Origin of the sequence: Salmonella sp. SAL04157 (genome assembly GCF_046551635.1) — a bacterium.
In the GTDB taxonomy this organism is placed as follows: domain Bacteria; phylum Pseudomonadota; class Gammaproteobacteria; order Enterobacterales; family Enterobacteriaceae; genus Salmonella; species Salmonella enterica.
In genome coordinates this window covers 75,350-100,069 of sequence record NZ_JBGDVS010000002.1, presented here as the reverse complement: position 1 = coordinate 100,069, position 24,720 = coordinate 75,350, and the positions used below count along the sequence as shown (strand labels likewise).

Sequence of the window (24,720 nt, the reverse complement as noted above, 5' to 3'; positions counted from 1 at the left end):
AATTTACCCTTCGTTCTTGAGTGCATCTTCTAGCTTCTGGATTGTATTATCATCCAACTGAGAAATTATTAATTTCTTTTCTTTACGCAAATACTGAATTACAGAACCTACCTGTTCACCGAAGAATTTCTTTTCAAAACTTAACTCCCATCCATTGGATTTTGTCCTGACTTTAGTTCTTTTGTTTACGACAGCCCTATTTATAGCAAACTCTAATGGAACCCCTATTTCTTCGCCATTGAGATACTCAACTAAATTGTCGATATTAGCATGTTTACCTGCCGGCACAGCTTGTCTTACAATATGCTCAATTTCGGCCAGAGAAGCAGTTTCCCCCGGTTTTTTCTCTTTTAGATGGTACAGCACAGCATCGTAAGCGGCATTTTTATACGCTTTGATATCTGCGTGTGCATCAAAGTAACTTCTAACACCATTGAGAACTGCATCTGTAGCTTTAGCTGAGGGAACACTATCTGAACATCCCAGAGCTGCGACGAAATATCCAGAAGCATCCTGATTCACTTTAGGGCTAACAAATGCTAAATAAGTTAGCTTTTCATCATCAGGAAGTGTTTCAAACAGGTGATACCTATCAAAGTTAACACGTGCAGCCTGATGAATTTTTGCTAAGTCAATTTGAACCGTTCCCACTGGCTTTAAGTTCTCATCCAAACGCAGCGCATCCTTCTGCTTAACCATAGTAATCAGAAGGAAATGTGATTGACCACGAGTATAGTGGGCAAAGACTATGGCCCCACCAGATGCTGCCACTCTAGTTGGATCTTTAGCTTGGCGAGATAGTTCACTCATGCATGTTAACGAGAACTGATGGAAATCGTCAGATGAAGCTGCCCCATCATAATACGTCTTAAAAGCAGTAGGTACTTTAAACGTCACATCCTCGGAATCGAAGGTTCCTCGGGCGGCCTGATTCTCTTTTTTGCCGATCAAGTCGTTCAAAGACTCTATCAGTTGACAGACGTATTTATCATCGCTTGGAAGTACAGGCTTAATTGTTGTTTCAACTTTCTGCCTGCCGCTCTCTTTAACTAGCTCATGAATTACACAGTGGCGTAAATTAAAATCCATCTTTTCTACCTTAACATTGCTGTTAATAGTCAAATCATGACCATAAAAGTGCTCATATGAACACACACTGCATGTAGTGTAGAGGGTTACAAGTTCTGCTTAAAATGATTTTTTATGCAGTTTTGAGGTAGGTCGAATTCTTCGAGGATATTCTTTTTTTATTCTTCGCCTCAAAAACAAAGGGGCTAGCTTATTGCTAACCCCTTGTTTTATTTGGCGGAAGCGCAGAGATTCGAACTCTGGAACCCTTTCGGGTCGCCGGTTTTCAAGACCGGTGCCTTCAACCGCTCGGCCACACTTCCGGAATGAGGCGCACTATAAACATCCCGGTGCGTCATGTAAAGACCGAATGTGTTCGTTTGCGTGAAAAACAGGCAAAATTTCGTTAATTGCCTGAAATAGCGGCACATTGACCATTTCTTCAACACAAAAACTGGCTTAATACGTGTTGATCGTCCCCACTGTTTTACCTCTGTGATTATCAATTTTTTATCGGTAGCGCGTAGTTGGCGCTGCCGCCTGTTTTATGGCGTAGCGCCAGGCATGAGCAGACCGTTTTAACGACGGTAATCACCTGAAATCTCTTAAGGAAACTAAACGTAAACGAATGCGTAAAGATGGGTAAAACCACTGGGTGACAGTGACTGTTTTTATTATTCTCCTTTATTAATTACATCTGTCATAAGAGAGTGACTAATGGATCGTATCATTACATCATCGCGTGATCGTAGCTCGCTACTGAGTACGCACAAAGTACTGCGCAACACCTATTTTCTGTTGAGCCTGACGCTGGCTTTCTCCGCAATTACCGCGACAGCCAGTACGGTACTGATGCTGCCCTCCCCCGGCCTGATTCTGACGCTGGTCGGTATGTATGGGCTGATGTTCCTGACCTATAAAACCGCCAATAAGCCGGTCGGTATCCTGTCTGCTTTTGCGTTTACCGGCTTCCTCGGCTATATCCTGGGCCCGATTCTTAACGCCTATCTGTCAGCAGGCATGGGCGATGTCATTGGCCTAGCGCTGGGTGGTACCGCGTTAGTATTTTTCTGCTGCTCCGCTTACGTTCTGACCACCCGTAAGGATATGTCTTTCCTGGGCGGTATGTTAATGGCCGGGATCGTCGTCGTGCTGATTGGTATGGTGGCGAATATTTTCCTGCAACTGCCTGCATTGCACCTGGCGATTAGCGCGGTGTTTATCCTGATTTCCTCGGGCGCTATCCTGTATGAAACCAGTAACATCATTCACGGCGGTGAAACCAACTATATTCGTGCGACCGTCAGTCTGTACGTTTCGCTGTACAACATCTTTGTCAGCCTGCTCAGCATTCTGGGCTTCGCCAGCCGCGACTAATCGACATTCCCCTCTTCCAGCCCTGCTTATGCAGGGCTTTATTTTTTGCTACACTGCCGTCCGTGTTGATTACGCAGTGAAACGTTATGTTGATCTTTGAAGGTAAAGAAATCAGTACTGATAGCGAAGGCTATCTGAAAGAGACGACGCAGTGGAGTGAAGCGCTGGCAGTCGCTATCGCCGCCAATGAAGGCATTGAGCTCTCTGCGGAACACTGGGAAGTCGTGCGCTTCGTGCGCGAATTTTACCTGGAGTTTAATACCTCTCCCGCCATCCGAATGCTGGTAAAGGCGATGGCGAATAAGTTCGGCGAAGAAAAAGGCAACAGCCGCTATCTGTATCGTCTGTTCCCGAAAGGCCCGGCAAAGCAAGCGACCAAAATCGCCGGTCTGCCCAAGCCGGTAAAATGTATTTAATACCGAATACTAAAGCCTGTTAGCGTCTCGCGAGGGCTGTGCGGTTCAGTAAGGATTTTGTCCACACGAGCAGAGCGCGGCCCGCCCTCTTTCAGCCACTTGATGAGTTTTTCCACCTGCGCCGCGTCGCCACAGGCCACCACTTCTACGCTTCCGTCATCCATATTCTTCGCATAGCCGGTTAACCCCAGCCGCTGCGCCTCATGCTGCGTGGTATAGCGAAACCCGACTCCCTGAACGCGACCATAAACCCAGGCGATAATGCAGACGTTCGACATGATGGTTCTCCTTTCATAATCAGTGGTGGAGGCTCATACAGGACATACTTAACGTACCTGACTGGGCAGACACCCATAATGCTGGCGGAATCTGGCCGTAAATCGCGACCCCGACAGGTAGCCGCACCGTAGCGCTATTTCGCCGATCGGCAGCGTCGTCGATTGCAGTTGAGAAAGCGCGCAGGACATGCGTACCTCTTCAACAATTTGTCGATAACTCTGCGATTCGCGCTGCAAACGTCGACGCAGCGTCGATGTTCCCATAGCAAGGCGGCGGGCTATCTCCTGGGCTGTCCATAGCTTAGCAGGTGAGAGCATAATCAGTTGCCGCACCTGCTCCGTGAGGGTGTAACGCCGTTCAATAAGCAGCGGTCCCGCCGCGCCATCATGTAAAAGCGCTAACAGTAACCCCATCGTCTGATGTTCCTGTAGCCCAACGGGTAAACCCTGGCGCACAGCATCCAACACGTTCTCCCACATAAATGTCAGGCTACGGCTCATCGGGGTACACAGCGATGTCAGGTTTGCCGGTGGATAATCCTGAACGTACATCGTTTTAAAGCGAGCAATAATCTCCGGTGAAAGTAACAACAGGTCGGAGCGAAAACCGCTCTGCGCAGGCTGATTAATAATCTCCAGCGGCGTGTTCGCCGGGATAATAATCAACTCACCCGGCCCGGCGACAAGGCGGCTATCATCCTGAATGATGACTTTACTGCCCTGCGTAATATGGCAAATAGCGGCGGAAAAAAGCGTAACACGATGCAAACGGTGCAGATGACTGGAACGCACCTCTGCCGTCGTAAGATCCTGATGTCGAATATGCATCTCCTGCACCGTGCCGTCCTCTGTTTTACCTTCCGTATGTGGCCGTGAATTTTGCTTTCGCAATCACATGCGCGTTAAGCATAAACCCTACCAACGCGCCACTCGACTCACTGTCGAGCGGCAGTGTTGCCGTATTCAGCGCCCACACAGTAAACTGATAGCGATGAGGCTTATCGCCCGGCGGCGGACAGGCGCCGCCAAAGCCAGCATAACCGAAATCATTACGTCCCTGCACCACTCCAGCGGGTAACGTTTTTTTATCAGCCCCCGTCGGCAGGTCGTGAATCTGCGCAGGAATATTCACCATCGTCCAGTGCCACCAGCCGCTTCCGGTGGGCGCATCAGGATCGAAGACGGTAATAGCGTAGCTTTTGGTTCCGGCAGGCGGATTACGCCAGCTCAGCTGCGGCGAAATATTTTCTCCACTACAACCAAATCCTTTAAAGACGTGCTGTTGCGTTAAACGAAAATCCGCCGGAATATCCGCGCTACTGAGGCTAAACGCCGATGCGGCAGATACGCTGCCACTCAATGCCATCATTGCGGCTGCGGTCAAAGAGAAGACTGTTTTCATTGTATTTCCTTCTTCATGTAAAGAAATAACACTATAAAAAGCGCCCACTGAAGAAACTGTGCCTTTACGATTCTATTTTGTGCAGAAACGCTCACCACCATACGCTGATGATTGCCCCTCTTATCTGTGCTACCCTACGCGCCATTTCGTTTTCACGGTCCCTGGCTGGAGCTATCATCCGGCTCGCGTTACTGTTTGTGAGAGGTTACTCCGCATGACTGAATCTACATTTTCGCAATATCCCCGTTTAGTCCTCAGCAAAGGGCGAGAAAAATCTTTACTCCGCCGCCACCCATGGGTCTTTTCCGGCGCCGTATCCCGCCTGGAAGGCAAAGCCAACCTCGGTGAAACTATCGATATCGTCGACCATCAGGGAAAGTGGTTAGCACGCGGCGCCTGGTCGCCAGCATCCCAGATCCGCGCGCGCGTCTGGACATTTGATAAAGCAGAATCCATTGATATTGCGTTTTTCACCCGCCGCCTGCGCCAGGCGCAGCAGTGGCGCGACTGGCTGGCGAAAAAAGACGGCCTGGATAGCTATCGTCTGATCGCCGGTGAGTCCGATGGCCTGCCTGGCGTCACTATCGATCGTTTTGGTCATTTTTTGGTGCTGCAACTGCTCAGCGCCGGGGCCGAATATCAACGCGCCGCATTAATTAGCGCTCTGCAAACATGCTATCCGGATTGCGCTATTTACGATCGCAGCGACGTCGCCGTGCGGAAAAAAGAAGGGATGGCGCTGACGCAAGGCCCGGTCACTGGCGAACTGCCGCCTGCGCTTCTGCCAATTGAAGAACACGGTATGAAATTGCTGGTCGATATCCAGGGCGGCCACAAAACCGGTTATTATCTTGATCAGCGCGACAGTCGTCTGGCGACGCGCCGCTACGTGGAAAATCAGCGGGTACTGAACTGCTTCTCTTATACCGGCGGTTTTGCCGTGTCGGCATTAATGGGCGGTTGTCGCCAGGTTGTCAGCGTGGATACCTCACAGGATGCGCTGGATATCGCCAGGCAAAACGTTGAACTGAACCAACTGGATTTGAGCAAAGCCGAATTCGTGCGCGATGACGTGTTTAAGTTGCTGCGCGCTTACCGTGAACACGGCGAAAAATTCGACGTCATCATCATGGACCCGCCCAAATTCGTCGAAAATAAAAGCCAGTTAATGGGTGCCTGCCGGGGCTATAAAGACATTAACATGTTAGCGATTCAACTGCTCAATCCGGGCGGCATACTGCTGACATTCTCTTGCTCCGGACTGATGACCAGCGATTTATTTCAGAAAATCATTGCCGATGCCGCAATAGATGCCGGTCGTGATGTACAATTTATAGAGCAGTTCCGTCAGGCCGCCGATCACCCGGTGATCGCCACCTACCCGGAAGGGCTGTATCTGAAAGGGTTTGCCTGTCGCGTCATGTAACTTGAAAAGTGGAATAGTATCCTCATATAAAGGGTATCTATTTCCCGGGAGGTGACTATGATAGCCAGCAAATTCGGTATCGGCCAACAGGTCCGCCATTCCCTGTTAGGTTACCTCGGAGTGGTCGTCGATATCGACCCGGAATATTCGCTTGATGAGCCGTCGCCTGATGAACTGGCGGTTAACGACGAACTTCGCGCCGCTCCGTGGTACCACGTGGTAATGGAAGATGATGATGGTCAGCCAGTGCATACTTATCTGGCCGAGGCCCAGTTGCGAAGCGAAATGCGGGACGAGCATCCAGAACAGCCATCGATGGATGAACTGGCGCGTACCATTCGCAAACAGCTTCAGGCGCCGCGACTACGTAACTGATTGTATTTAAAAGGCCGGAGGGCGATATCCGGCCATTTAAACTTTTATTTCGCCAGCCCCAGGCGAGGGATCTCAATCGCCGGGCAGCGATCCATCACCACGGTCATGCCTGCATCCCGCGCCAGTACCGCCGCCTGCTCGTTGATCACGCCAAGCTGTAGCCACAGCGTTTTTGCGCCGATGGCGATAGCTTCCTGTGCGACGCCCCATGCAGCTTCAGAGTTGCGAAAAACATCCACCATATCGACTTTTTCGGGAATGTCCGCCAGCGTGGCATACCCCTGTTGCCCCAGCAATGTCTTACCCGCGACTTTTGGCGCAACCGGAATCACATGGTAGCCCTGTTCAAGCAGGTATTTCATTACCCGATAACTTGGACGATCGGGTTTATCGCTCGCACCTACCAGCGCGATAGTGCGAGTGGACGTCAAAACATCAGCAATATCGGTCTCTTTCATCATCTTTCTCCTGGCTGTTTTGCAAAGTGTACGACAAACCTGACATAGCAACCATTCATCCCATACCGATGTATGAGAGCAAAACGCCAAAATATGTCTATATGTTAGTAAACATGATCTAAGAAAAATTTCGATACATTATTAGCCAGACGGCCTTTGGACAGGAGAACCTTATGAAAACCGGCGCGCTAGCCACCTTCCTTGCTCTCTGTTTGCCGGTGACTGTTTTTGCCACAACGCTCCGTCTGTCGAATGAGGTTGATCTGCTGGTGCTGGACGGCAAAAAGGTGTCCAGCTCTTTATTACGCGGCGCAGAGAGCATCGAACTGGAAAACGGGCCGCATCAACTCGTTTTCCGGGTGGAAAAAACCATCCGCCTGCCCGGTAATGAAGAGCGGCTTTATATTTCTCCGCCGCTGGTGATAAGTTTCGATACCCAACTGATAAATCAGGTCAATTTCCAGCTCCCACGGCTGGAAAACGAGCGCGAAGCCTCGCATTTTAACGCGGCGCCGCGTCTGGCGCTTTTGGACGGCGACGCCATGCCCATTCCGGTAAAACTCGATATTCTGGCCATTACTTCTACGGCTAAAGTGGTCGATTATGAAATAGAGACCGAGCGTTATAATAAATCGGCGAAACGCGCCTCGCTTCCTCAGTTCGCCACGATGATGGCAGACGACAGCACATTACTTTCCGACGTCTCAGAGCTTGATACCGTACCGCCGCAATCACAAACTCTGACAGAACAGCGGCTGAAATATTGGTTCCGACTGGCCGACCCGCAGACACGCCATCATTTTCTGCAATGGGCGGAAAAACAGCCGCCCTCTTGATGTGAGTTGTCCCAGCGCGCAATTTTTTTGTCTTTCTCTTGCAGCATCAAGCGCTTCCAGTAATCTGTAGACAGGTTAACTACGGAATCGAATTATGGAACTGACGACTCGCACCTTGCCGACGCGCAAACATATCGCGTTGGTTGCTCACGACCACTGCAAACAGATGTTAATGAACTGGGTGGAACGCCATCAGCCGTTGCTGGAAAAACACGTTCTTTATGCAACCGGCACCACGGGGAATCTGATCCAGCGCGCAACCGGTATGGACGTTAATGCGATGCTGAGCGGCCCGATGGGCGGCGACCAGCAGGTTGGCGCGCTCATTTCAGAAGGGAAAATCGACGTGTTGATATTCTTCTGGGACCCGCTTAACGCGGTACCGCACGACCCCGATGTCAAAGCGCTACTGCGTCTGGCCACCGTATGGAATATCCCTGTCGCCACTAACGTCTCAACGGCGGACTTTATCATCCAGTCCCCGCATTTTAATGACGCTGTAGATATTCTTATTCCGGATTATGCGCGTTATCTGGCCGAGCGCCTGAAATAACCGCTACGCGGGCGGGATGCTGTACCGCCCGCGCTTTAGGGCTTCCTCGCCACCGGCACATCCAGCTGTTTAAGCGCCTCCACAAAGCGCGAGGGATTATCTTTATTGAAAAGCAGCCAGACCCGCGCACGCGCACGCGTCAACGCCACATATAACAAACGCCGCTCTTCAGCGTCCGGAAAATCCTCAACCTGAGGAAGAAGCGCACTTTCCATAATGGATTCTCGCGCCGGGGCGGGGAAACCGTCGTTACCCTCCTGCAATCCGACAAGAATCACGTAATCGGCCTGTTGGCCTTTGCTGGCATGGATAGTCATGAAGTCTATCTGTAACTTCGGCCAGCGAGTCGCCGCTTTTTGTAGACTCGCGGGTTTCAGATGATGATAGCGCGCCAGCACCAGGATACGTTCATCTTCCTTCGCATAGCCGGATAATTTATCCAGTAACGCGTCCAACTGGCTTTCATCCAATAACGTCACCGCTTTTTTATCGCCTGGGGTCAGACTATTTAACGGTTTTTTAAGTTGGTGCGGATTCTGCTGTACAAAGCGATTGGCAATATCGCCAATCCGACTGTTAAAGCGGTACGTGGTGTCCAGGTGGCAATGCTCGCCCTCGCCGAACGTCTGATGAAACGCCGTCGTTAAGGAGAGCTGCGCCCCGCTAAAACGGTAAATCGCCTGCCAGTCATCGCCAACGGCAAACAGCGTAGTCTGGCTATTCTGCTTGCGCAGCGCCTCTAACAGCGCCGCCCGTTGCGGGGAAATATCCTGAAATTCATCGACCAGAATATGCTTCCACGGGCTGATAAAACGCCCTTTTTCGAGGATCACCATTGCCTGATGGATCAGCCCGGAGAAATCAACGGCATTTTCCGCTTTCAACGCGCTTTTCCAGGCCTTCAGCAGCGGCGCCATCAGCTTAATGCGTTTGCCAAACAGCTCGCGGCACTCCTCTGGCGCGCCAGCGATCATTTCTGCCTGCGCGCCGCCGTGCATACGCATCAAACTGACCCAACGATCCAGGCGAGGGGCCAGACGCCGCTGTAATGTCTCATCGTCCCAGAAATTACCTTCCGGCACTACCCACTGCATCTCCTCTTCCAGCCACTGACGCCAGCCTTTGGCCTGCGCTTTTTTCTCGCTACACTGCTGACGCCAGGTGTGCAGAAATAGCTGATGCCGCGCGGTGGCGTCACTTTCCAGCTTACTGACAACCGGCGCTTTTTTACTGCCTTGCTGAATAATATACAGCGCCAGCGAATGGAACGTACGGGCAGTAATCTCTTCCGTATGTAAGCGCTCGCGGATACGCTCATCCATCTCCTCTGCCGCCTTGCGACCAAACGCCAGTAAAAGAATTTGCCCCGCATCGGCTTGTCCGCGCGCCAACAGCCAACCCGCGCGCGCCACCAGCACCGAGGTTTTGCCGCTTCCCGCCCCCGCCAGTACCAGTAACGATGATTCGCCATTAACCACCGCCCTGGCCTGGGAGGGATTAAGCGGAGAGGATTCTATCTGCGTAAAAAAGTCGGCATGCGCTTCCAGCATGGCATCAGCATACGCCTGATTATGCTGCTGCCGACTTCCCTCGCTATCCTGTAACCAGGCCAGACACTTACGCCATATCTCGCGACAGTGAGCAAACTCCTCCAGACGTGAGACCGGTAGCGGCAAGGCGGCAAACGTCTGGCGAATTTCGTGTTCCAGCCCCCGAACGCGTTCACGGGTAAGCCATTGGTTTTCGCCCGTTCGCTCACTAATACGCGCCCATTGCTCTTGTAATGCCTGCGCGGCGACATCACTCATCTCCTGGCTCCAGCGACGCCAGTGCGCGTCCAGATAGCGATGGAATTGCTGGGTTTCCGACCACTCGGTACCGTGCAAACGCACGACTTTATCCTCCGGCAGGACAAACTCCAGCTCGCCCCATACCAGCCCACGCTTACAGTGAATCGCCAATAACTGATTGAATGGAATAAGATATTCATGCCTGTCGCCAGACACTTTCACCCCAGCGTTGAGGATCACGGCACGATCATACGGGTGTTGCGCCAGACGTTTTCCAAGAGAAGTTGCTTTCAGTTCCATGACTCAGCGAATCCAGACGTAAAGATGTGCTTATCAGTGTAACCGCCAGAGAAAACGTGCTCCAGTCTAAAAAAACGTTACAATTGCCCGCAGTGATAGAAAACCGGAATGAACTGAGGGTTTATGCGTACCGTTCTGAATATTTTAAACTTTGTACTGGGCGGCTTTGCCACTACGCTGGCCTGGCTGCTGGCGACGCTGGTCAGTATTGTGCTTATTTTCACCCTGCCGTTGACCCGCTCCTGCTGGGAGATAACCAAACTGTCCCTGTTCCCTTACGGTAATGAAGCCATTCACGTTGACGAACTTAATCCGGCGGCGAAAAGCGTATTAATGAATACTGGCGGTACTTTGCTGAATATTTTCTGGTTACTTTTTTTCGGCTGGTGGCTATGCCTGATGCACATTGCCTCCGGTATCGCGCAGTGTGTCACTATCATCGGGATACCTGTCGGTATTGCGAACTTTAAAATTGCCGCGATTGCGCTTTGGCCTGTCGGTCGCCGCGTCGTCTCTGTAGAAACCGCTCGCGCCGCGCGAGAAGCTAACGCGCGCCGCCGTTTTGAATGATCGGGACAAATAGCCTTTATGTTAAGTCCGTTGATTCGCCGTTATACCTGGAACAGTACCTGGCTGTATTACATCCGCATTTTTATCGCTCTGTGCGGCACCACCGCCCTGCCCTGGTGGCTGGGCGACGTCAAACTGACCATCCCGCTCACGCTCGGTATGGTTGCCGCGGCGCTAACCGATCTCGACGACCGCCTTGCCGGACGCTTGCGTAATTTAATCATTACCTTAATTTGCTTTTTTATCGCGTCGGCTTCTGTGGAGCTACTCTTTCCCTGGCCGTGGCTATTTGCGTTGGGCTTAACGTTATCCACCAGCGGGTTTATTCTGTTGGGAGGACTAGGGCAACGCTATGCTACCATCGCGTTCGGCGCGTTACTCATTGCCATCTATACGATGCTGGGTACCTCTTTATACGATCACTGGTATCAGCAACCACTGCTCCTGCTGGCAGGCGCAGTATGGTATAACCTACTGACGCTAACCGGGCATCTGCTATTTCCGATCCGTCCGTTGCAGGATAATCTGGCACGCAGTTACGAACAGTTAGCGCACTATCTGGAACTGAAATCACGCCTGTTTGATCCTGATATTGAAGATGAAAGCCAGGCGCCGCTCTATGATTTAGCGTTAGCGAACGGGCAGTTAATGGCGACGCTGAACCAAACGAAAGTGTCGTTGTTGACTCGCCTGCGCGGCGATCGCGGTCAACGCGGTACGCGCCGTACCCTCCATTACTATTTTGTGGCGCAGGATATTCATGAACGCGCCAGTTCTTCGCATATTCAATACCAGACGCTGCGCGATTATTTTCGCCATAGCGACGTCATGTTCCGCTTTCAGCGTCTGATGTCGATGCAGGCGCAGGCCTGTACGCAGCTGGCGCGCTGTATCTTACTGCGTACGCCGTACCAGCATGATCCGCGTTTTGAACGCGCCTTTACCCACATTGACGCCGCGCTTGAACGTATGCGCGCCAGCGGCGCTTCTTTAGAGCTGTTAAATACGCTTGGGTTCTTATTAACCAACCTACGCGCCATTGATGCGCAACTGGCGACGATCGAGTCGGAGCAGGCCCAGGCAATGCCGCGCAATGAGTCAGAAAACCAGTTGGCTGATGATAGCCTGCACGGGTTTAGCGACATCTGGCTGCGTCTGAGCCGTAATTTTACCCCGGAGTCCGCTCTCTTTCGCCATGCGGTACGCATGTCGCTGGTATTGTGCATCGGTTATGCTCTCATCCAAATTACCGGGATGCGCCACGGGTACTGGATATTGCTCACCAGCCTGTTTGTTTGCCAGCCTAACTATAACGCGACCCGCCATCGCCTTGCGCTCAGGATTATCGGTACGTTGGTAGGCGTTGCGATCGGCCTGCCGATTTTATGGTTTGTCCCTTCGCTTGAAGGACAGTTAGTTCTGCTGGTGATTACCGGCGTGCTTTTCTTCGCATTCCGTAATGTGCAGTATGCCCATGCGACGATGTTCATCACCCTGCTGGTATTACTCTGCTTTAACCTCCTGGGCGAAGGCTTCGAGGTAGCGTTACCGCGCGTCGTCGACACGTTAATTGGCTGCGCTATCGCCTGGGCTGCGGTCAGCTTTATTTGGCCGGACTGGCGCTTTCGCAACCTTCCCCGGGTACTCCAGCGCGCCACCGATGCTAATTGCCGCTACCTTGATGCGATCCTTGAGCAATATCACCAGGGACGGGATAACCGCCTGGCCTATCGCATTGCCAGACGCGACGCGCACAACCGCGATGCAGAACTGGCATCCGTGGTTTCTAATATGTCGAGCGAACCCGACGTCACGGCCGAAACCCGGGAGGCGGCGTTCAGGCTGCTTTGCCTCAATCACACTTTTACCAGCTATATCTCCGCCCTCGGCGCGCACCGCGAAAAGCTCAGTAATCCGGACGTGTTGGGGCTTCTGGATGACGCGGTCTGCTACGTTGATGATGCGCTTCATCATCAACCTGAAGACGAACAGCGCGTACACCAGGCGCTGGAGGGTTTAAAGCAGCGAGTTCAGTCGCTGGAAACACGTCCGGACAGCAAAGAACCTCTGGTTGTTCAACAAATTGGTTTGCTCATTGCCTTACTGCCCGAGATTGGACGCTTGCAACGGCAAATTTCACCGCCGACTTCTACATTAATTACCCAGCCGTAAGCGAATGAGCCCAGTCGGCAAGCTCCTGGCGACGACTCGCCGGGAGCGCCGCTTCATGTACGCCGACAATTGCGCCTTCCAGGGCATACAAAACTTTCACCGTCAGCAAGGGATTGCTTTGTCGCAACCTTAGCCAGCACATTTTCGCGCCCAGTATGCGTAACATATTTTCGTCCTTTATCCCTGACTCATTGAGCAATGTTTCCAGATGGAAGGTCATATTGGGGAGATCTTTGAGTCTGTGCTGTAAAATACGGCTGTGTTTTTCCTTCATTGCCGCGTCAAGAGAATACTTCGATAAACGTACCAGCTGCTGCTGATCGCGCCACAGGCTTTCATCCACCCGGTAATAGTTGAGCATAACGGGACGTCCACATTTCATAAACATGAGCCAGGCGGGAGGATGCTTCACACAGTAGGGTACGCTTTCTTCACAGGCGCGGAGATAAAGCTCGCCATTAGCCACCATCGCAAAGACGGTATCCTCCACGGTCAGACTATAGCTACCGAATAAAGATCGATACTGGATCGTCCCCAAAGAGGCCAAATATTCTTGCGATTTATAGATCCTGTCATAAGAGAGTGCTCTCATAAAATTCCTTTTAAATCATAAAGTAAAAGAATGATTTGCAGTAACGGATCCGTTAATGACGAAAATAGGCAACTTATACTCCGCGAGCAAGATGATTTTTATTTTTGACGCCACTAAGAATAAAAATTGCGAGACAGTTTCCGAAAATAGAGTTGATCTTTCATCGCCACAGGGGTACTGTATGAATATACAGTAACTCACAGGGCTGGATTGATTATGTACACTTCAGGTTATGCAAATCGTTCTTCGTCATTTCCTACCACTACCCACAACGCTGCGCGCACCGCTACGGAAAATGCCGCGGCAGGACTGGTCAGTGAAGTTGTCTACCACGAAGACCAGCCCATGATGGCGCAGCTCCTGCTTTTGCCTTTACTCCGTCAGTTAGGCCAACAATCACGCTGGCAGCTCTGGCTCACGCCGCAGCAAAAGCTCAGCCGTGAATGGGTACAGTCTTCAGGTTTGCCATTAACGAAAGTGATGCAAATTAGCCAGCTTGCGCCTCGTCATACGCTGGAGTCGATGATCCGCGCTTTGCGTACAGGAAATTACAGCGTGGTAATTGGTTGGTTGACTGAAGAACTGACAGAAGAAGAACATGCCAGCCTGGTTGAAGCAGCGAAGGTAGGTAATGCGGTAGGGTTTATCATGCGCCCTGTACGTGCGCACGCTTTACCCAGGAGACAGCATTCCGGGCTAAAAATTCACTCTAATTTGTATCATTAAGTAAAATTAGGATTTATCCTGGACTTTTTTTTACGCGAACGCATCTCCTTTGAGTGGTAACGTTTTTTTTGCGAGAAAGCTTGCCAGAAGCGGTTTCCGCAATTTTTGCTGTACGATTTATCATCTGAAACTGTTAAATGATGTGTATATCCATCATGTTTTTTTCACATGTCTGACGGAGTTCACACTTGTAAGTTTCCAACTACGTTGTAGACTTTACATCGCCAGGGGTGCTCAGCATAAGCCGTAGATATCGGTAGAGTAACTATTGAGCAGATCCCCCGGTGAAGGATTTAACCGTGTTATCTCGTTGGAGATATTCATGGCGTATTTTGGATGATAACGAGGCGCAAAAAATGAAAAAGACAGCTATCGCGATTGCAGTGGCACTGGCTGGTTTCGCTACCGTAGCGCAGGCCGCTCCGAAAGATAACACCTGGTACGCTGGTGCTAAACTGGGCTGGTCTCAGTACCATGACACCGGCTTCATTAACAATGATGGCCCGACTCATGAAAACCAACTGGGCGCAGGTGCTTTTGGTGGTTACCAGGTTAACCCGTACGTTGGCTTTGAAATGGGCTACGACTGGTTAGGCCGTATGCCGTACAAAGGCGACAACATCAATGGCGCTTATAAAGCTCAGGGCGTTCAGTTGACCGCTAAACTGGGTTATCCAATCACTGACGATCTGGACGTTTATACCCGTCTGGGTGGTATGGTATGGCGTGCAGACACCAAGTCTAACGTCCCTGGCGGCGCGTCTACTAAAGACCACGACACCGGCGTTTCCCCGGTATTCGCGGGCGGTATCGAGTATGCCATCACCCCTGAAATCGCAACCCGTCTGGAATACCAGTGGACTAACAACATCGGTGATGCCAACACCATCGGCACCCGTCCGGACAACGGCCTGCTGAGCGTAGGTGTTTCCTACCGTTTCGGCCAGCAAGAAGCTGCTCCGGTAGTAGCTCCGGCACCGGCTCCGGCTCCGGAAGTACAGACCAAGCACTTCACTCTGAAGTCTGACGTACTGTTCAACTTCAACAAAGCAACTCTGAAACCAGAAGGCCAGCAGGCTCTGGATCAGCTGTACAGCCAGCTGAGCAACCTGGATCCGAAAGACGGTTCCGTCGTCGTTCTGGGCTTCACTGACCGTATCGGTTCTGACGCTTACAACCAGGGTCTGTCCGAGAAACGTGCTCAGTCTGTTGTTGATTACCTGATCTCCAAAGGTATTCCGTCTGACAAAATCTCCGCACGTGGTATGGGCGAATCTAACCCGGTTACCGGCAACACCTGTGACAACGTGAAACCTCGCGCTGCCCTGATCGATTGCTTGGCTCCGGATCGTCGCGTAGAGATCGAAGTTAAAGGCGTTAAAGACGTGGTAACTCAGCCGCAGGCTTAAGTTTCCGTCTGATAAAAAACCCCGCGTCGCGGGGTTTTTTGCTCTGGTCTGGATGACAACGCCTTTCAGCGTTACTTCTTGCCTAATAACGCCTGTAAATCCTGCTTTAACGTGGTCATTTGCGTGGCATATTTCTCTTTATGCTCCGCGTCTTCTATCAGTTGCACTATCGTTTCGGATAATGTTTTACCGCGTCGCTGCGCAAGGCCCGCCAGACGCTGCCAGACCATAAACTCTAAATCGATAGATTTTTTGCGCGTATGCTGATGTTCCGCATTGAAGTGTCGTTTGCGTCTTGCCCGAATGGTTTGTTTCATCCGATTAAGCAAGGCAGGATTCATATGCCTGTCTATCCAGACATTTACCCGCACCGGTTCATTTTCGAGGGCCAACAACAAATTGACGGCTTCCTGGGCAGCACTGGCTTCCACGTAGCGGGTGATCAACTCCCCTTCGCGGTGCTTTTTCACCAGATATTTCCATTTCCAACCGCTTTCAAGATTTTCAAGTTGTTGATATTTCATTGTGATCCCAATGTTACCGTGTAACTGTTATCAGAATATCAGTTTTTTAGCCATCTGAAGAAAAGAATCTCGAACCTGTGAATGGTTACACGTCTTCATATTACTTTGCATTCGCTTTCCGCGTGTGCAGCGTGACGGGTTAGGCTATAATCCCCCCTTTTACAACAGACTAAAAAACCTCAACTTTGACCATTACGAAACTTGCATGGCGTGATCTGGTTCCGGATAGCGAAAGCTATCAGGAGATATTTGCACAGCCACACGCGACTGACGAAAACGACACCTTACTCAGTGATACTCAGCCACGACTGCAATTTGCGCTTGAGCAACTTATTCAGCCGTGGACCTCATCCTCTTTTATGCTGACTAAAGCGCCTGAAGAGCAAGAGTATCTCACTTTACTTTCAGATGCCGTCCGCGCTCTGCAAACCGATGCCGGACAATTAACCGGCGGACATTATGACGTTTCCGGGCATACTGTTCATTACCGCGCCGCGCAGAATGCGCAAGACAACTTTGCCACCGTCACACAAGTCGTCAGCGCGGACTGGGTCGAAGCCGAACAGCTCTTTGGTTGCCTGCGGCAGTATAACGGCGACATTACCCTGCAGCCGGGACTGGTTCATCAGGCAAACGGCGGCGTGCTGATTATTTCCTTACGAACCCTTCTGGCGCAGCCGTTACTGTGGATGCGTCTGAAAGCCATCGTTAGCCGCGAGCGTTTTGACTGGGTGGCGTTTGACGAGTCGCGTCCATTACCGGTCTCCGTGCCATCAATGCCGCTCAAACTGAAGGTGATTCTGGTTGGCGAACGTGAATCACTGGCTGATTTTCAGGAAATGGAACCGGAGCTCGCGGAACAGGCTATCTACAGTGAATTTGAAGACAATTTACAGATAGCGGACGCAGAAGCTATGACCCTGTGGTGTCAATGGGTGACGCGTATCGCTTTACGCGATAATTTGCCCCCTCCGGCACCGGACGCCTGGCCCGTCCTGATACGCGAGGCTGTGCGCTATACCGGCGAACAGGATACGCTGCCTCTTTGCCCACTGTGGATAGCCCGCCAGTTTAAGGAGGCGTCGCCTTTATGCGAAGGCGATACCTGTAGCGCAGAAGCGCTCAGTCTGATGCTTGCCCGACGCGAATGGCGAGAAGGCTTTCTGGCGGAACGGATGCAGGATGAGATTCTGCAAGAGCAGATCCTGATTGAAACCGAAGGCGAACGCGTTGGACAAATCAATGCGCTTTCCGTCATTGAGTTTCCCGGGCATCCGCGCGCCTTTGGCGAACCGTCGCGAATTAGCTGTGTTGTGCATATCGGCGATGGCGAATTTAACGATATTGAGCGCAAGGCCGAACTTGGCGGAAATATCCACGCTAAGGGAATGATGATTATGCAGGCCTTCCTGATGTCGGAGTTGCAGCTGGAGCAACAAATTCCCTTCTCTGCCTCGTTAACCTTTGAGCAATCCTACAGCGAAGTGGATGGCGATAGCGCCTCAATGGCGGAATTATGTGCGCTTATCAGCGCGCTGGCCAATGTGCCAGTGAATCAAAACATTGCGATTACCGGCTCGGTCGATCAGTTTGGTCGCGCGCAACCGGTGGGCGGGCTAAACGAAAAAATTGAAGGTTTCTTCGCCATCTGCGAGCAGCGGGAATTAAACGGTAAACAGGGCGTGATTATCCCTGCCGCCAATGTCCGCCATCTCAGTCTTAAATCTGAACTGCTGCAAGCGGTTAAAGAAGAGAAGTTCACTATCTGGGCGGTAGACGACGTGACCGACGCCTTACCGCTACTGTTAAATCTGGTGTGGGATGGCGAAGGTCAAACGACGTTGATGCAGACTATCCAGGAGCGTATCGCGCAGGCGACGCAACAGGAAGGCCGTCATCGTTTCCCGTGGCCATTACGTTGGCTGAACGCTTTTATTCCGAACTGATCGGACTTGTTCAGCGTACACGTGTTAGCTATCCTGCGTGCTTCAATAAAATAAGGTTTACATAAAACATGGTAGATAAACGCGAATCCTATACAAAAGAAGACCTTCTTGCCTCTGGTCGTGGTGAACTGTTTGGCGCTAAAGGGCCGCAACTCCCTGCGCCGAACATGCTGATGATGGACCGCGTCGTTAAGATGACCGAAACGGGCGGCAATTTCGACAAAGGCTATGTCGAAGCCGAGCTGGATATCAATCCGGACCTATGGTTCTTCGGATGCCACTTTATCGGCGATCCGGTGATGCCCGGTTGCCTGGGTCTGGATGCTATGTGGCAATTGGTGGGATTCTACCTGGGCTGGTTGGGCGGCGAAGGCAAAGGCCGCGCTCTGGGCGTGGGCGAAGTGAAATTTACCGGCCAGGTTCTGCCGACAGCCAGGAAAGTCACCTATCGCATTCATTTCAAACGTATCGTAAACCGTCGCCTGATCATGGGCCTGGCGGACGGTGAGGTTCTGGTGGATGGTCGTCTGATCTATACCGCACACGATTTGAAAGTCGGTTTGTTCCAGGATACTTCCGCGTTCTAAGTGTTGAATTGATATTCCGCGCTATCGGTATCATGCTTGCAAAGCCAATAAAGGCGAAACCTCCGCACTGCGGAGGTTTCTTTTTCTAAAGAGACAGAATCAGGCCATTACCGCCCTGTCCTCCATGGCTTGTCGCCAACCTCCCAACCAGTATGACCGTTGATTCAGCGTCTGATAGGGACACATTTCTTTTGATCGTCCGGCGATGCCGGCCTGATATCCACGTTGATGTGCCCGTTCCAGGCGATCTCGTTTTTGTCTCTTCATGCCTCGTTTCCCTCATATTTGTATCTGGTGGAAAAGAAAACAGTGATTACAAAATGTGCAATCACACTACACGAATACCTCTAAATGGATCGCCCGTCAATGCGCAAAATTCACACCAATGTCATATTTGTGAGCTATACGGTAAATCATTTGTACAAAAAATGTGAGCCATAACAACTATTTTTCCGGCGTCAAAAATAAAAAAACCGCCTCAGGCGCACGACCTGAAGCGGTTAAATTTACATTACTTTTATCTCAGGGAAGGCGCTTTATCTCATCTGCGATAGCGGCTGCTTCCTGACTCCATGCGCTTGCCAGTACTTTGACCATCTCATCATAGCCATCTTTCTGCTGGCTGGCTTCGATATGGAAAGGCCGCTTAATCAGTTGTCCGTTGTGGTTTAATAGCCACTCCCCGCTGACGATAACCTTACCATCGTAACGTCCATGGAATCCGGTTACGGTAACGTTCAACGTATCCTGGGTGGTTCCCAACGGCTGGAAAGCGACGACCCAGCCAGGAAGCCGGGCGCTAAGATTCGCCACCAGCGTGTTACGTAATTGCTGGTCCAGCGGGCTGGCCCACAGATTGTTATTGGCAATCACATACTGGACATCACTGGTTTGATACACCACACCGTTACCTGCCAGATAGTCAGGTACGGAAACCTGCTCTACCCATAAGAGACGGTTGCCCTGGCTTGCGGTGCTTTGCACACCGCTTTGCACTATCGGGAGCTGATAATAGCTTTTATTTTCTCCGCCGGAACTACATGACGCCAGCCAGAACGCCATTATCACGACTAGCCATTTTTTCATTGTTTCGCCCTCTTAGGCTCAGGATCTTTTTTATCCTTCGCTTCAAATACCAGCGCGTTGCTCTTCTCGTTCAGAGTTTTCAACACCGGTTGTAACTCACGAAGCACCTGATCGAGACGCTGCATATCCGCCACCATTTTGTTATACGCCGCCGATCCAGGCTGGAAGCCTTGCATACTGCGGTTAAGTTCGCGTAACGTCGTTTGCATATCCGCCGGAAGCTGCTGCATCGACTGACTGGAGGTAATCTTGTTCATATTATCCAGCGTGGTTTGCAGCCGACGCATAGTACGCTGGCTTTCAGACAACGTATTGGTCGCTTGTTCAATCATCGGATTCAGCGGCAGGTTGTTGATCTTATCCAACGTTTCCACCAGTCGCTGTTGAATTTGCGCCAGGCCGCTGCTGACGGTGGGAATAATTTCATAACCATCAAATTCGCGTAGCCCGGTAATCGGCGGTTCCTTAGGATAAAAGTCCAGATCGACATACAGCGCTCCGGTCACCAGATTACCGGTTTTAAGCGATGCACGCAGACCGCGCTTAAGCAGCTCCGCCAAATGCGCGGCAACATCCGCATTTTCTCCCAGTTGCGCTTTCAGACGCTCCGGTTCAATGCGCACCAGCACAGGAATACGGTAATCATCGTTAAATACCTGGCGCATTTTAGACGCAAAGAAAGGCACTTTGCTTACCGTCCCCAGACGAATACCGCGGAACTCCAGCGGCGCGCCAGGTTGTAATCCGCGCACCGAATCTTTAAAGAACATCAGGTAATCGATATGATCGGTGTACAGCGAATCCTGAATACTTTTTTGATCGTCGTAGAGATTAAACGCCGTTTTTTCGGCGACAGGTTGCCCCTGCTCAAGTCCTTCCGGCACATCAAAACTCACGCCGCCGCCAAACAATGTCGTCAACGATCCCATTTCCACGCGCATTCCCGCCGATGTCAGATCCACAGCGATACCGCTATCTTTCCAGAATCGGACATTACTGGTAACCAATCGATCGTTTGGCGCCTTAATGAACAACTGATAACTCATTGTCCGTTTTTGCGGATCGAAAGAGCTGGTTTCAACGGATCCTACCCGATAGCCCCGGAACAGAACGGGATCGCCAGGACTGAGCTGACCGGCCTTTTTGCTGTCCAGAATCACACGAATACCTTTGGCATCGGGCGGCGCCAACGGCGGTGAGTCAAGAAGCTGATAGCTTTCCGGCTGACTGCCCTTACTTCCTGGTTGTAGTTCAATATACGCGCCTGATAGCAGCGTCCCAAGCCCGCTGATGCCTTCACGCCCCACCTGCGGTTTTACGACCCAAAATACCGAGTCTTTATGCAGCAACTTTTCCATACCGGAATGAAGCCGCGCTTTGATTTGTACATGGGTCAGATCGTCAGTCAGCGTCGCGCTTTCAACCACGCCAACATCCACGCTGCGACTTTTGATCGTCGTTTTTCCGCCTTCAATACCTTCCGCATTGGTGGTAATTAAGGTAACTTCCGGCCCCTGGTGGCTGTAGTGATAAAACAGAATCCAGGCTCCGATAAGCGCAGTAACAATCGGGAATATCCAGACAGGCGACCAATTTTTCACCTTTTGTACTTTGGCTTCCCCTTTTTTAGGTTCCATGCTATCAGGACTCCTCATGGCCTGGTTCGTATTCACGATCCCACGACAGACGCGGATCAAAGGTCATCGCAGAAAACATTGTCATTATGACGACTAAAGCAAACATCAACGCACCCATCGCAGGATAAATATTCATTAACCCTCCCATACGCACCAGCGCAGAGAGTACGGCAATGACAAAGACATCAATCATTGACCAGCGCCCCACAAACTCCACTACTTCATAAATAAAATGCATCCGTTCACTGTCGCGCTTACCGTGGCCCTTCGCATCCCAACAAAGCCAGGCAATAGCGATCATTTTTAGCGTCGGCACCATAATACTGGCGAGAAAGATAACCGCCGCCACCGGATAAGACCCCTCGCTCCACAGCAAAATCACGCCAGCCAGAATGGTCGACGGCATTTTAGAGCCCAGTAAGTCGGTAATCATAATCGGCAAAATATTGGCGGGCAGATAAAGCATGATCGAGGTAAATAATAACGCCAGCGTCCACTGCAAACTGTTTTTACGCCGGACATAGCCTTTCGTATGGCAACGCGGACAGACGAGACTCTCCGCAGGCAGGATCGCCGTGCAGCAGGCGCAAGAACGCAAAGACTGCCGGATACCGGTAATCCCCGGCGTTAACGGCTGCGCCAGTGCAGGCTGCGGGGCGATATCATCCCACAACCAGCGGCGATCGACACACTGGAACGCCCGCAGTTGAACGAGACAAAATAAGCACCAGGGAATAAAACTGCTGCCGATGCCGATATCGCCGTAGGCCATCAGCTTAACAAAACTGACCAACACCCCGGCGAGAAATATTTCCGCCATTCCCCACGATTTGAGGAGGAAAAAGATCCTTGCCAGCGTTTTTTTTACCGACAACGGCAGATTGGCGCGGTTGACAAGTAATAGAATGGTCACCAGGCAAAATGCCGGCACCAGTTGGACAAATAATAAAAAGAACGTGCCGAGGCTGGCGTAATCTTCAGAAAACATGACGCCGGGGATTTCCAGAAGCGTGACTTCGCTGGTGACGCCCGCGACATTCATATTCACGAAGGGAAAAAGGTTAGAAAGCAGCAACATAAATAGTGCCGCTAACGCATAGGCGGTAGGACGCTGCCGGGGCGCGTCCCACTCGGTCGTTAACGTTGCGCCGCATCGTGGACATGCTGCTTTTTGCCCATGCGAGAGGCGGGGTAAAGCCACCAGCATGTCGCATTGCGGGCACAATATGTGCTTCGCAGCATGGTGATGTTCACACATAGGCGCTCCTTTCGTTATGCCCCGTTTTTCAGGCCTTCAAGATACTCCCAACGTTCGAAGGCTTGCTCAAGTTCTTGCTCCGCCTGACTTAAATCGGCCAGAACTTTTTGCGTTTGCTCATGGGGTTGGCTAAAAAAGGCCGCATCCGCAACCTGCGCCTGTAGCGCTTCCAGCTTCGCTTCCAGGTCTTCAAGCTGACCGGGTAACAGCTCCAGCTCGCGCTGCAGTTTATAGCTTAGTTTGCTACTGCCACGTTTTACAATTTCTGCTTTAGGGGCAATAACTTCCTCATTTTTTTTCGCCATCGGCTGTTTCGTCGCCAGATGCTGCTCTTGCTGCGCACGCGCATCATGGTAGCCGCCGATATAACGTCCGATTTTGCCGCCGCCCTCGAAAATCCAGCATTCCGTCACTGTATTATCGACAAATTGCCGATCGTGGCTGACCAGTAGTACCGTGCCCTGATAGCCATCAATTAATTCTTCTAATAGTTCCAGCGTTTCGACGTCAAGATCGTTCGTTGGTTCATCGAGAATTAAAAGATTGCTCGGCTTGAGGAACAGTCGCGCCAGCAGCAGACGGTTACGTTCGCCGCCAGAAAGCGCGCGAACGGGCGTCATCGCCCGTTTGGGATGAAACAGGAAGTCCTGCAAATAGCCCAGTACATGGCGCGGCTTACCGTTTACCATCACCTCTTGCTTGCCTTCCGCAAGGTTATCCATCACGGTTTTTTCCGGATCCAGTTCGGCGCGATGCTGATCGAAGTAGGCGACTTCCAGCTTCGTTCCTACGTGGATGCGCCCGCTGTCAGCCTGAAGCTGTCCCAGCATCAGTTTCAGTAGCGTGGTTTTACCGCAGCCGTTCGGGCCAATTAACGCAATCTTGTCGCCGCGCTGCACCTGAGCGGAGAAATCTTTTACCAGTTGTTTTCCTTCTACCTGGTAATCGACATTCTCCATCTCAAAAACGATTTTACCGGAGCGCGTCGCCTCTTCGACCTGCATCTTCGCCGTGCCCATCACTTCCCGGCGCTCGCTGCGTTCACGACGCATCGCTTTTAACGCCCGCACGCGCCCTTCATTACGGGTGCGGCGCGCCTTGATACCCTGGCGAATCCAGACTTCTTCCTGCGCCAGTTTGCGATCAAATTCCGCGTTTTGTAATTCTTCTACGCGCAGCGCTTCTTCTTTCTCCAGCAGGTATTGATCGTAATTTCCCGGATAGGTGACAAGTTTGCCACGATCGAGATCGACAATGCGGGTCGCCATATTGCGAATAAACGAACGATCGTGAGAGATAAAAATAATCGTTCCGTTAAAGGTTTTCAGAAACCCTTCCAGCCAGTCGATAGTTTCGATATCCAGATGGTTAGTCGGTTCATCCAGTAACAATACGCGCGGATTGCTGACCAGCGCCCGACCCAGCGCGGCTTTACGCAGCCAGCCGCCGGAGAGCGACGACAGCGCGGCGTTAGGATCGAGTCCAAGCTGCGCCAGCACTTCATTAATACGGTTTTCCAGCTGCCACAGATTATGATGATCGAGCTGTTCCTGTACGCGCGCCATTTCATTGAGGTTTTTCTCGCTGGGATCGGTCATCACCAGACGGGAAATCTCATGATAGCGCTTGAGGTATTCCGCTTGTTCTTCGATACCTTCGGCGACAAAGTCATAGACGCTGCCCGCAATATTACGGGGCGGGTCCTGTTGCAGACGCGCGACGATCAGATCCTGCTCATAAATAATACGCCCATCGTCCAGACCCTGTTCGCGGTTGAGGATCTTCATCAAGGTGGATTTCCCGGCGCCGTTACGCCCCACCAGACAGACGCGTTCGTTATCTTCGATATGCAACTCTGCGTTATCGAGAAGCGGCGCGTCGCTGAACGACAGCCATGCGCCATGCATACTGATTAATGACATTTACTTTTCCTT

Annotated in this window: 25 protein-coding genes and 1 tRNA gene; 12 read left to right on the top strand and 14 right to left on the bottom strand. The window is 51.4% G+C overall.

Annotation, left to right across the window (positions count from 1 at the left end; all coding sequences use genetic code 11):
* Positions 1-3: 3 nt before the first annotated feature.
* Entirely contained in the window at positions 4-1,089 is a 1,086-nt protein-coding gene (locus tag ACLJRE_RS03920; protein ID WP_010835717.1) for a nucleoid-associated protein, read from the bottom strand.
* Positions 1,090-1,303: 214 nt separating this feature from the next.
* Positions 1,304-1,391 (bottom strand) — tRNA-Ser (locus ACLJRE_RS03915).
* Between the two features lie 394 nt (positions 1,392-1,785).
* Here ACLJRE_RS03915 and yccA point away from each other — a divergent pair.
* Positions 1,786-2,445 (top strand): FtsH protease modulator YccA, encoded by a 660-nt coding sequence (yccA, locus tag ACLJRE_RS03910; protein WP_000374046.1) that lies wholly within the window; start codon positions 1,786-1,788, stop codon positions 2,443-2,445.
* Between the two features lie 86 nt (positions 2,446-2,531).
* Positions 2,532-2,861, top strand: coding sequence for a sulfurtransferase TusE (gene tusE / locus ACLJRE_RS03905; RefSeq protein ID WP_000904446.1), 330 nt, complete (start codon positions 2,532-2,534; stop codon positions 2,859-2,861).
* Here the strand turns inward: tusE and yccX are convergent.
* From yccX to ACLJRE_RS03890, 3 genes are read right to left on the bottom strand one after another with little or no spacing between them, the layout of a single operon-like run.
* Positions 2,858-3,139: an acylphosphatase gene (yccX, locus tag ACLJRE_RS03900; RefSeq protein ID WP_000072884.1), complete on the bottom strand. Its 282-nt coding sequence runs from the start codon at positions 3,137-3,139 to the stop codon at positions 2,858-2,860. The genes tusE and yccX overlap by 4 nt on opposite strands.
* Positions 3,140-3,187: 48 nt before the next feature.
* Positions 3,188-3,967: a helix-turn-helix transcriptional regulator gene (locus ACLJRE_RS03895; RefSeq protein ID WP_023212164.1), complete on the bottom strand. Its 780-nt coding sequence runs from the start codon at positions 3,965-3,967 to the stop codon at positions 3,188-3,190.
* A gap of 25 nt (positions 3,968-3,992) precedes the next feature.
* Positions 3,993-4,541, bottom strand: coding sequence for a YbhB/YbcL family Raf kinase inhibitor-like protein (locus tag ACLJRE_RS03890; protein WP_000859426.1), 549 nt, complete (start codon positions 4,539-4,541; stop codon positions 3,993-3,995).
* Between the two features lie 214 nt (positions 4,542-4,755).
* Between ACLJRE_RS03890 and rlmI the strand changes: the two genes are divergently transcribed.
* Together rlmI and hspQ are read left to right on the top strand one after the other, a co-directional pair.
* A complete protein-coding gene (gene rlmI / locus ACLJRE_RS03885; protein WP_000140488.1) occupies positions 4,756-5,967 on the top strand; it encodes a 23S rRNA (cytosine(1962)-C(5))-methyltransferase RlmI in 1,212 nt (403 codons plus the stop codon).
* A 57-nt stretch (positions 5,968-6,024) separates the two neighbouring features.
* Positions 6,025-6,342 (top strand): heat shock protein HspQ, encoded by a 318-nt coding sequence (gene hspQ, locus ACLJRE_RS03880; RefSeq protein ID WP_000561983.1) that lies wholly within the window; start codon positions 6,025-6,027, stop codon positions 6,340-6,342.
* Positions 6,343-6,386: 44 nt separating this feature from the next.
* Here hspQ and ACLJRE_RS03875 read toward each other — a convergent pair whose 3' ends face one another.
* Positions 6,387-6,800 (bottom strand): CoA-binding protein, encoded by a 414-nt coding sequence (locus tag ACLJRE_RS03875; RefSeq protein WP_001537782.1) that lies wholly within the window; start codon positions 6,798-6,800, stop codon positions 6,387-6,389.
* Between the two features lie 173 nt (positions 6,801-6,973).
* Between ACLJRE_RS03875 and ACLJRE_RS03870 the strand changes: the two genes are divergently transcribed.
* Both ACLJRE_RS03870 and mgsA read left to right on the top strand, forming a co-directional pair.
* A complete protein-coding gene (locus tag ACLJRE_RS03870) occupies positions 6,974-7,636 on the top strand; it encodes a DUF2057 family protein (protein WP_023212162.1) in 663 nt (220 codons plus the stop codon).
* A 94-nt stretch (positions 7,637-7,730) separates the two neighbouring features.
* Positions 7,731-8,189 carry a methylglyoxal synthase gene (gene mgsA, locus ACLJRE_RS03865; protein WP_000424187.1) on the top strand — a complete coding sequence of 153 codons (459 nt, stop codon included), beginning with the start codon at positions 7,731-7,733 and terminating at the stop codon, positions 8,187-8,189.
* Positions 8,190-8,224: 35 nt separating this feature from the next.
* On the opposite strand, the gene helD is transcribed toward mgsA, so the two are convergent.
* Complete coding sequence (gene helD / locus ACLJRE_RS03860) at positions 8,225-10,279, bottom strand: DNA helicase IV (RefSeq protein ID WP_000420515.1); 2,055 nt, start codon at positions 10,277-10,279, stop codon at positions 8,225-8,227.
* A 123-nt stretch (positions 10,280-10,402) separates the two neighbouring features.
* Here helD and ACLJRE_RS03855 point away from each other — a divergent pair, with 123 nt between their 5' ends.
* Positions 10,403-10,849 carry a YccF domain-containing protein gene (locus ACLJRE_RS03855; RefSeq protein ID WP_001261222.1) on the top strand — a complete coding sequence of 149 codons (447 nt, stop codon included), beginning with the start codon at positions 10,403-10,405 and terminating at the stop codon, positions 10,847-10,849.
* A gap of 18 nt (positions 10,850-10,867) precedes the next feature.
* A complete protein-coding gene (gene yccS, locus ACLJRE_RS03850; RefSeq protein WP_000950879.1) occupies positions 10,868-13,021 on the top strand; it encodes a YccS family putative transporter in 2,154 nt (717 codons plus the stop codon).
* On the opposite strand, the gene ACLJRE_RS03845 is transcribed toward yccS, so the two are convergent.
* The gene (locus ACLJRE_RS03845) at positions 13,008-13,613 is read right to left on the bottom strand and encodes a TfoX/Sxy family DNA transformation protein (RefSeq protein ID WP_001202375.1); all 606 of its coding nucleotides are present in this window, start codon (positions 13,611-13,613) and stop codon (positions 13,008-13,010) included. The two genes, yccS and ACLJRE_RS03845, sit on opposite strands and share 14 nt — an antisense overlap.
* 216 nt (positions 13,614-13,829) lie before the next feature.
* On the opposite strand from ACLJRE_RS03845, the gene sulA reads away from it, so the two are divergent.
* Both sulA and ompA read left to right on the top strand, forming a co-directional pair.
* Positions 13,830-14,339, top strand: a complete 510-nt coding sequence (sulA, locus tag ACLJRE_RS03840; RefSeq protein WP_000288730.1) for an SOS-induced cell division inhibitor SulA — start codon at positions 13,830-13,832, stop codon at positions 14,337-14,339.
* Between the two features lie 356 nt (positions 14,340-14,695).
* Positions 14,696-15,748 (top strand): porin OmpA, encoded by a 1,053-nt coding sequence (ompA, locus tag ACLJRE_RS03835; protein WP_001562588.1) that lies wholly within the window; start codon positions 14,696-14,698, stop codon positions 15,746-15,748.
* Positions 15,749-15,819: 71 nt separating this feature from the next.
* Here the strand turns inward: ompA and matP are convergent, their stop codons facing one another.
* Positions 15,820-16,272 (bottom strand): macrodomain Ter protein MatP, encoded by a 453-nt coding sequence (matP, locus tag ACLJRE_RS03830; RefSeq protein ID WP_000877172.1) that lies wholly within the window; start codon positions 16,270-16,272, stop codon positions 15,820-15,822.
* A 185-nt stretch (positions 16,273-16,457) separates the two neighbouring features.
* On the opposite strand from matP, the gene ACLJRE_RS03825 reads away from it, so the two are divergent.
* Together ACLJRE_RS03825 and fabA are read left to right on the top strand one after the other, a co-directional pair.
* On the top strand, positions 16,458-18,218 hold the full coding sequence (locus ACLJRE_RS03825; RefSeq protein WP_000156463.1) for a Lon protease family protein: 1,761 nt from the start codon (positions 16,458-16,460) through the stop codon (positions 18,216-18,218).
* Between the two features lie 68 nt (positions 18,219-18,286).
* Positions 18,287-18,805, top strand: coding sequence for a bifunctional 3-hydroxydecanoyl-ACP dehydratase/trans-2-decenoyl-ACP isomerase (gene fabA / locus ACLJRE_RS03820; RefSeq protein ID WP_000227928.1), 519 nt, complete (start codon positions 18,287-18,289; stop codon positions 18,803-18,805).
* Between the two features lie 99 nt (positions 18,806-18,904).
* Here fabA and rmf read toward each other — a convergent pair whose 3' ends face one another.
* From rmf to ACLJRE_RS03795, 5 genes are all read right to left on the bottom strand, one after another.
* Positions 18,905-19,072: a ribosome modulation factor gene (gene rmf / locus ACLJRE_RS03815; RefSeq protein WP_001537784.1), complete on the bottom strand. Its 168-nt coding sequence runs from the start codon at positions 19,070-19,072 to the stop codon at positions 18,905-18,907.
* A 255-nt stretch (positions 19,073-19,327) separates the two neighbouring features.
* Complete coding sequence (gene pqiC, locus ACLJRE_RS03810; protein ID WP_023212161.1) at positions 19,328-19,891, bottom strand: membrane integrity-associated transporter subunit PqiC; 564 nt, start codon at positions 19,889-19,891, stop codon at positions 19,328-19,330.
* Complete coding sequence (pqiB, locus tag ACLJRE_RS03805) at positions 19,888-21,528, bottom strand: intermembrane transport protein PqiB (RefSeq protein WP_000433412.1); 1,641 nt, start codon at positions 21,526-21,528, stop codon at positions 19,888-19,890. The genes pqiC and pqiB overlap by 4 nt, the downstream gene beginning before the upstream one ends.
* Before the next feature lie 4 nt (positions 21,529-21,532).
* Positions 21,533-22,786 carry a membrane integrity-associated transporter subunit PqiA gene (gene pqiA / locus ACLJRE_RS03800; RefSeq protein WP_000333143.1) on the bottom strand — a complete coding sequence of 418 codons (1,254 nt, stop codon included), beginning with the start codon at positions 22,784-22,786 and terminating at the stop codon, positions 21,533-21,535.
* A 14-nt stretch (positions 22,787-22,800) separates the two neighbouring features.
* A complete protein-coding gene (locus tag ACLJRE_RS03795; RefSeq protein ID WP_000053043.1) occupies positions 22,801-24,708 on the bottom strand; it encodes an ABC transporter ATP-binding protein in 1,908 nt (635 codons plus the stop codon).
* Between the last annotated feature and the right edge of the window lie 12 nt (positions 24,709-24,720).

What these genes read in the sequence shown, in the direction of transcription:
- hspQ (WP_000561983.1), top strand. Translation starts at nt 6,025, where the DNA reads ATGATAGCCAGCAAATTCGGTATCGGCCAACAGGTCCGCCATTCCCTG.
- ACLJRE_RS03890 (WP_000859426.1), bottom strand. Translation starts at nt 4,541, where the DNA reads ATGAAAACAGTCTTCTCTTTGACCGCAGCCGCAATGATGGCATTGAGT.
- ACLJRE_RS03855 (WP_001261222.1), top strand. Translation starts at nt 10,403, where the DNA reads ATGCGTACCGTTCTGAATATTTTAAACTTTGTACTGGGCGGCTTTGCC.
- mgsA (WP_000424187.1), top strand. Translation starts at nt 7,731, where the DNA reads ATGGAACTGACGACTCGCACCTTGCCGACGCGCAAACATATCGCGTTG.
- ACLJRE_RS03895 (WP_023212164.1), bottom strand. Translation starts at nt 3,967, where the DNA reads ATGCATATTCGACATCAGGATCTTACGACGGCAGAGGTGCGTTCCAGT.
- ACLJRE_RS03920 (WP_010835717.1), bottom strand. Translation starts at nt 1,089, where the DNA reads ATGGATTTTAATTTACGCCACTGTGTAATTCATGAGCTAGTTAAAGAG.
- rmf (WP_001537784.1), bottom strand. Translation starts at nt 19,072, where the DNA reads ATGAAGAGACAAAAACGAGATCGCCTGGAACGGGCACATCAACGTGGA.
- sulA (WP_000288730.1), top strand. Translation starts at nt 13,830, where the DNA reads ATGTACACTTCAGGTTATGCAAATCGTTCTTCGTCATTTCCTACCACT.
- ompA (WP_001562588.1), top strand. Translation starts at nt 14,696, where the DNA reads ATGAAAAAGACAGCTATCGCGATTGCAGTGGCACTGGCTGGTTTCGCT.
- pqiC (WP_023212161.1), bottom strand. Translation starts at nt 19,891, where the DNA reads ATGAAAAAATGGCTAGTCGTGATAATGGCGTTCTGGCTGGCGTCATGT.
- yccS (WP_000950879.1), top strand. Translation starts at nt 10,868, where the DNA reads ATGTTAAGTCCGTTGATTCGCCGTTATACCTGGAACAGTACCTGGCTG.
- ACLJRE_RS03845 (WP_001202375.1), bottom strand. Translation starts at nt 13,613, where the DNA reads ATGAGAGCACTCTCTTATGACAGGATCTATAAATCGCAAGAATATTTG.
- pqiB (WP_000433412.1), bottom strand. Translation starts at nt 21,528, where the DNA reads ATGGAACCTAAAAAAGGGGAAGCCAAAGTACAAAAGGTGAAAAATTGG.
- helD (WP_000420515.1), bottom strand. Translation starts at nt 10,279, where the DNA reads ATGGAACTGAAAGCAACTTCTCTTGGAAAACGTCTGGCGCAACACCCG.
- ACLJRE_RS03875 (WP_001537782.1), bottom strand. Translation starts at nt 6,800, where the DNA reads ATGAAAGAGACCGATATTGCTGATGTTTTGACGTCCACTCGCACTATC.
- yccX (WP_000072884.1), bottom strand. Translation starts at nt 3,139, where the DNA reads ATGTCGAACGTCTGCATTATCGCCTGGGTTTATGGTCGCGTTCAGGGA.
- matP (WP_000877172.1), bottom strand. Translation starts at nt 16,272, where the DNA reads ATGAAATATCAACAACTTGAAAATCTTGAAAGCGGTTGGAAATGGAAA.
- rlmI (WP_000140488.1), top strand. Translation starts at nt 4,756, where the DNA reads ATGACTGAATCTACATTTTCGCAATATCCCCGTTTAGTCCTCAGCAAA.
- yccA (WP_000374046.1), top strand. Translation starts at nt 1,786, where the DNA reads ATGGATCGTATCATTACATCATCGCGTGATCGTAGCTCGCTACTGAGT.
- ACLJRE_RS03795 (WP_000053043.1), bottom strand. Translation starts at nt 24,708, where the DNA reads ATGTCATTAATCAGTATGCATGGCGCATGGCTGTCGTTCAGCGACGCG.
- tusE (WP_000904446.1), top strand. Translation starts at nt 2,532, where the DNA reads ATGTTGATCTTTGAAGGTAAAGAAATCAGTACTGATAGCGAAGGCTAT.
- fabA (WP_000227928.1), top strand. Translation starts at nt 18,287, where the DNA reads ATGGTAGATAAACGCGAATCCTATACAAAAGAAGACCTTCTTGCCTCT.
- pqiA (WP_000333143.1), bottom strand. Translation starts at nt 22,786, where the DNA reads ATGTGTGAACATCACCATGCTGCGAAGCACATATTGTGCCCGCAATGC.
- ACLJRE_RS03870 (WP_023212162.1), top strand. Translation starts at nt 6,974, where the DNA reads ATGAAAACCGGCGCGCTAGCCACCTTCCTTGCTCTCTGTTTGCCGGTG.